The following is a 6,150-nucleotide window of genomic DNA, read 5'->3' as shown; positions in this document are numbered from 1 at the left end:
AGCTGGCTTCATCCCGCGTAGCGGAAAAAAGCGAACACATCCGGAAACGGGTTATACAGGCCAGAGAAATTCAGGATCAACGCTTTGCTGGCAAAGCAGATTTGCACTACAATGCACAAATGAGCCCGAAAATGGTGCGCAAAGTTTGTCAGATCAGTGAAGCAGGAACGGCGCTGCTAAAATCAGCCATGGAAAGTTTGGGTTTATCTGCCCGCGCATACGACCGGATTTTAAAAGTAGCTAGAACCATTGCAGACCTAGATGGCAGCGAAAATGTGGCGCTAGAGCATTTGGCAGAATCAATTAATTACAGAAGTTTAGACCGTGATGGATGGGCTGGGTAAACAATTATCATGAATAGCGCAATATACATGGTTTAAACTTGAAATTTATTTCTTTAAAACATATTTTAAGTTATCAAAGAATCGATGGATTAGACGACGATCATTTGTTATAATTTCAGCTGAGCCTTTGGCTTCAGCTCTAAAATCCAGTTTTGTACCATAGTTTGTCTCCAACTGATGGGGGAAATCAACAACTACCATATAAGTTTCTATATCTGATTTTTCAGTTCTTGTGGTATTTGTTGTAAGTGAAATAGATCTAATTTTTCCGGTAATCGATCCATACTCCATGTAAGGGTAATTATCTAATTTGATTATAACTTCTTGCCCTATCTTTATTTTTCCCGTCCCTCTCGCAGGTAAAATAACTTGTCCAAAAACCTTTTCTTCCTTAGGTAAAATTTTGAAGACCTCCTCACTAGACTGTACGAATTGATTTTCTTTATAAAATTTCAGAAATTGTACTTTGCCAGAGAACGGAGCTTTGAAAACATATTTTTGCTCCCAAGTTTTAATGTTATCTACAAGATCGTTGTAAGCAGACACAAGGATCATTCGAAGTTCCCGCTCTTTCTCTGGTTTCTGTATATTTAGCTCTTGAATTTTGCTTTCAGTTTGCTGAGCATTTTGTTTAGAATTAATTAAATTATTTATTGCACTCTCCAAACCATCTTTGCTTGAAAGATAATTCAATTGGCTTTTGTCTAACTCCGCTTCGCTTATTACTTTTTTTGTAAAAAGCAAAGAATCTCTCTTGTAAAATTTATTTGCATATAGCAAGTTATTCTTAGCCATTTCGACTCTACTGTTTGAAGTACTTACTGCTTCTTTCTGCTCGTTAAGTACGTTCGCAAAATTTATAGTTTGACTTTCTAAAAGTTTATCTTCTTTGAAATTCAATAATTCTTGAAGACTTCTTACAAAAGCGTAATACTTAACATTAAGTTCACCTAAAGAGGCATTCCTAGGAAGTTTATTTTTTACTGCTAGTATTTCATCAGTATTTAGGTTGGACCTTTTTAGTAAACTATCTATATAAAATAAGGTTTTTGGATTTGTGGGGTTTTCAATATAGGCTAATATTTGACCTTCTTTAACTTGATCTGCGGAGTTTATCCTACTAAGCTTAAGTTTGCCACTGCTGTTTGATATGAGTTTTAATGGGGAATTAGTTGTGTTAATACTAATCTCACCTGTAACAACATCAGGATATCTGACAAGCCAGCCAAAAACAAATATTAAAATAAAAAGGAACAAAACTATTATTGAAATCCAAAATCCAAAGCGCGTTGGCATTCGTTCAATTATGTGTTGTACCTCTTCAGTTCGCTCATTAGGAAAGTAAAAATTTTCATCATTCATATTTAAATTACCATATATTTGATTCTAACTTACAATGCTCAATTCAGTTTGAGATTGTACCAATTGGTTATAATAACCGCCTTGCTCAACAAGCGTATTGTGGTTACCAATTTCAACCACAACACCGCCTCTCATAACTACGATTTGATCCGCTTTCCGAATTGTGCTTAACCTGTGAGCAACAACAATAACCGTTTTTTCTTTAAAAACATCATCTAATGCAGACACTATTTTCTGTTCATTGATTGTATCAAGGCTATTTGTTGCTTCATCAAAAAATAAATAATCCGGATCTTTGTATAATGCTCTCGCGATAAGAATCCGTTGTTTTTGACCTCCACTAAGCCCCCGGCCTTGTTCTCCCATCATCGTTTGGTAACCTAGTGGAAGTTGTTCAATTTCCTGAGCTATATTCGCAGTATTTAATGCCTTCTTCAACTTCACGTAGTCAATTTTTTCAGCATCTAAAACAATATTATTCATGATCGTATCATTGAATATTTTTCCGTCTTGCATTACCGCACCGCACTTATCTCTCCACTGCCTTAAACTAATATTATTGATATTCATATTACCTAGTAAAATCTCTCCGTAACTAGGTTTATATAACCGCAGCAATAGTTTCAGAAATGTTGATTTACCGCTGCCACTATCACCAACTATTGCTGTGACTTTACCCTCGGGAATGATCAATCGAATACCCTGTAATACCATTTTACTATTAGGACTATACTGAAACATGACATTATTTATTACCAAACTTTTGCTTTCGGGTAATTGAACATTGTTATTACCTACAGTATCATGTTCATCTTCGAGCTGATGTATTTCATTTAATCTCAAAAAACTCAGTTTTGCAGACTGATAGGATATAATAAATTGTATGAACTGAACAACGGGTGCATTCAACATTCCAATAATAAATTGTGTGGAAATCATTACTCCGAACGTAATTTCCCCGTTTATAACTGCTTTTGCACAATAGAAAGTAATGAACAAATTTTTTATTGTGTCAATAAATTGAGCACCTAAGTTTTGTGTATTAGTTACACTTAGTACCCTTAGGTTAACCTTGTATAGCCTCGCTTGTATCTCCTCCCACTTCCATCTCTTCTGTTTTTCGTAATTATTAATCTTTATATCTTGAATGCTACCAATTGTCTCAACCCAATAACTCTGATTTTTGCTAACAAGCTCAAAATATTCCCAATCTAGTTTTTTCCGGACACTCAAGAAACCCATTACCCATCCAACGTATATGAAGCTACCTGCTATGAAAATATAAAATATTATCGGATTATAGATAAACATAATTATTGCAAATACGGCAAATGTTAATGCCGAGAATAACATATTCAGAGAGTTATTCATAATAAAGCCTCGAATGCGCTCATGGTCCTGTGCTCGTTGAAGAATGTCTCCAGTCATCTTATTCTCAAAAAATGTTATAGGAAGTCGCATTAGTTTTATGAGATAATCTGAAATCAACATGATGTTTAACCGTGAAGTAATGTGTAATAGTATCCAATCACGAACTAGATTACTTAAAAGAATACTTATGACAATAGCAATATTTGCAATTAGGACAATATTTATAAAATCTATATCGTGTGTTTGTATACCAACATCTATTATTGCTTTGCTGATGAACGGTAATAAGCCTTGTAGTATTGTTACAAGGAGCATGATTGCAAAAAGATTTAAAAAGCTTTTTTTGTAGGGAATAAAGTATTTGAAAAAATGAGCATAAGTTTCTTTTCTATTTTGTTTTTCATTCTCTTTTCTTTCGTAGAATGAAGCCTGAGGCTCAAACGCCATCAAAGCTCCATTTTTGCCTGATTCGTTTAACCACCTTTTCGCAAACTCCTGAATATTATATTTAATATGACCTTTCGCTGGGTCGGCTACGTAAATAGTGCCATTTACAAAGCCATTTATACTTCCTTTTCTTTTTTGTGAGCTTACTTTGTAAACAATTACAAAGTGACTGTTATTCCAATGGACTATTACTGGGAGCGGAATCTTAAACAATAAATCATCTACCGCACAATTAATGGAAATTGATCTTAAACCTATATCTTCAGCTGCATGGCTTAGATCTAGAAAAGAAACGCCTTCTCTTGTAATATTGCATTTATCACGTAAATACTGGAGAGAATAAAATTTACCATAAAATTTGGATAGCATTTTTAGACATGCAGGACCGCAATCCATCATGTCTAATTGCCTATCAATAGGAAAAGGACTTAATTTTGTCAATTTAGTTGGGAGTAATTACTTTAGATTTTTCTCAATAACTTGCTTTTTCAATTACAAAACGTCTACGTTTTAAATAGAGATTGCGATTTTTCAAGAGGGCAAAGAAAGTCATTTTTTATTTTTAAAGGAATATTTTTCGAAAATTAATTGAAACGCCTAGATTAAGAATTTGCTAGTCTTGCAAAGGATTTTTCGTGATCAATAATGGTATTATTATATACAGAGATGATGAAAATTGTAAAATGAATTTATTTTGTTATTATTGGCGGATAAAACAAATCTAGAATTATGAATAAATCTAAATTAAATTTCGCTCAATTAGAGAATGAGTACGAGATGTTGTCACCATCTAAAGCATCATCAATAAAGGGTGGATTAGAATATGTAGGCGAATTGGGAACTGTTACCATCTATGGTACTAATCAAACTTATGACTGGAGTGGCTTTCTCGGACAATTTACTATGAACAGTCAGGGGCAAGCTATATTCGGAGATAATGTAGGTGGCGCCACAGGAAGTGGAAGTGTAAATTTATCCCAAACGTTCCAAAACCTAGGATATTTGGCTGATGAATCAACTATATTGGCATTGAGTGCAGATAACTTAGGTGCTGCAAAGGCTTTTGGAAAGTTAAGTTTAGCTGCATCAACAGCTGGTTTTGCATTTGATTCAGCTGCATTAATTAATCACTATAACAATAATATAGGTGATATGGATGGAATTAGATTCACAATTAGAACAGGTACTACAGGCACAGCAATTTTAGCAGGTGCAGCGGCTGCATCTGGCGGCACAGCTGTAGTAGTTGGTCTTCTTGTAACTGCTGCTGGTGCAGGGGCAGAATATGCATATGATGTGACTCTAGAAACATTAAATAGACTATGGGGTAATTTTGTTAATAACTATGGCAATGGAGGCCTCCCTACACCATAATAATGAATTGTGTAACTTTAAAAAATCATTATCTTTTAATAAAGGAAAATTTATTTCTTATCATAATGTATTTCGTAGTAACTGTATTCACTTTGATAATGCAGTTTAGAAATTTCGAATTGTTTATGGTATGTTTTACAATTTTTTATATTATTATTTTTTCTCCTACAATAATCCTTCATTATACTTACTATTTACAAGCTAAAGGTATAAAGATAGAATTTAGTGAGGATGGATTAATGGTTTTTGAAGGGAATACATTAAAGACTATAAAAGATGAAGATATTATAAAAATAGAATTGTACATGTCTCAGTCATATGCCAAAACTGGCTATTCAACAGGTAGATATCCTGGGGAGGACTATTATTATGCCATAATAATCACACATTCAGGCGAAATAATTATAAATAATCTACTCTATCCAAAGCTTTTAAATATTGACAGATATTTGAACCTGTCTAAATTTGAATATATCACAAGAATATTTGCATTTTTGCCATGAAACTTAAACCATTATTTCTTTTCGCTTTATTTTACTTTTTCCTCATTCTCATAATTTACGCTGGGTGGGCAAATACACAAAATGAACACGGGGCAGTTGCCAAAATTTTCAAAGGTCTCATGACATTTTTCTCCTATCCTTTGATCGTTTTAAGAGATTCTTTTGGAGTAAAAATGAATACTTTTTTTCTGACAATTAATTACATTATTGTTTCATTTATTTTAGCGGTCTTAACAGAGAAAATTCGATGGATAAATTATAAATCACATAATAGAATTTGATTAAATAAATAGCTCTATTTTTTTTCACTCGCTAGAGAATGTATTGTCTAGTACTGAACGTTATATTCGATATAATAAGCAGTACTAGACCGTTACAAAAAACCTTCAACTTTCAAAGCCTTAACAATGTACCAGTATGTTAAGGAAAAAAATGATTTCAGCTCATGAGATTTTATATTAATCAAAAAAATCAGCTCACCAAATTGCTCTCCACACCATACCATTTCTGATGTTGCTCTGGTTGGCGGCGGAATCAACCCTCAACCGGGAGAAATTTCTCTGGCACATAACGGGGTATTGTTTTTAGATGAATTGCCAGAGTTTAAACGAACTGTTTTAGAAGTAATGCGGCAACCCCTGGAAGACCGTAAAGTAGCCATTTCTAGGGCACGCTTCTCAGTTGAATATCCTGCAAGCTTTATGCTGGTGGCTTCCATGAATCCATGCCCCTGCGGTTTTTATAATCAT

The 6,150-nt window shown here is 33.8% G+C and carries 4 protein-coding genes and 2 pseudogenes; 4 read left to right on the top strand and 2 right to left on the bottom strand.

What is annotated here, in order from left to right; genetic code table 11:
* Positions 1–344, top strand: a pseudogene (locus CBW18_RS21115) (magnesium chelatase); the annotation flags it as partial.
* Between the two features lie 45 nt (positions 345–389).
* Here CBW18_RS21115 and CBW18_RS21110 read toward each other — a convergent pair.
* Both CBW18_RS21110 and CBW18_RS21105 read right to left on the bottom strand, forming a co-directional pair.
* On the bottom strand, positions 390–1,706 hold the full coding sequence (locus CBW18_RS21110) for an HlyD family secretion protein (protein ID WP_088303352.1): 1,317 nt from the start codon (positions 1,704–1,706) through the stop codon (positions 390–392).
* A gap of 24 nt (positions 1,707–1,730) precedes the next feature.
* A complete protein-coding gene (locus CBW18_RS21105) occupies positions 1,731–3,965 on the bottom strand; it encodes a peptidase domain-containing ABC transporter (RefSeq protein WP_253249110.1) in 2,235 nt (744 codons plus the stop codon).
* A gap of 288 nt (positions 3,966–4,253) precedes the next feature.
* On the opposite strand from CBW18_RS21105, the gene CBW18_RS21100 reads away from it, so the two are divergent.
* The 3 genes and pseudogenes from CBW18_RS21100 to CBW18_RS21085 form a co-directional block, all read left to right on the top strand.
* Entirely contained in the window at positions 4,254–4,898 is a 645-nt protein-coding gene (locus CBW18_RS21100) for a hypothetical protein (RefSeq protein ID WP_088303350.1), read from the top strand.
* Between the two features lie 65 nt (positions 4,899–4,963).
* Positions 4,964–5,401 (top strand): hypothetical protein, encoded by a 438-nt coding sequence (locus tag CBW18_RS21095; RefSeq protein ID WP_088303349.1) that lies wholly within the window; start codon positions 4,964–4,966, stop codon positions 5,399–5,401.
* 479 nt (positions 5,402–5,880) lie between these two features.
* Positions 5,881–6,150 (top strand): annotated as a pseudogene (locus CBW18_RS21085) (ATP-binding protein); the annotation flags it as partial.

Source organism: Pedobacter sp. AJM, from assembly GCF_002197755.1.
Classification (GTDB): Bacteria; Bacteroidota; Bacteroidia; order Sphingobacteriales; family Sphingobacteriaceae; genus Pedobacter.
The sequence above is the reverse complement of the archived record's forward strand: the minus strand, read 5'-3'. Positions and strand labels throughout refer to the sequence as shown.

What these genes read in the sequence shown, in the direction of transcription:
- CBW18_RS21110 (WP_088303352.1), bottom strand. Translation starts at nt 1,706, where the DNA reads ATGAATGATGAAAATTTTTACTTTCCTAATGAGCGAACTGAAGAGGTA.
- CBW18_RS21100 (WP_088303350.1), top strand. Translation starts at nt 4,254, where the DNA reads ATGAATAAATCTAAATTAAATTTCGCTCAATTAGAGAATGAGTACGAG.
- CBW18_RS21095 (WP_088303349.1), top strand. Translation starts at nt 4,964, where the DNA reads ATGTATTTCGTAGTAACTGTATTCACTTTGATAATGCAGTTTAGAAAT.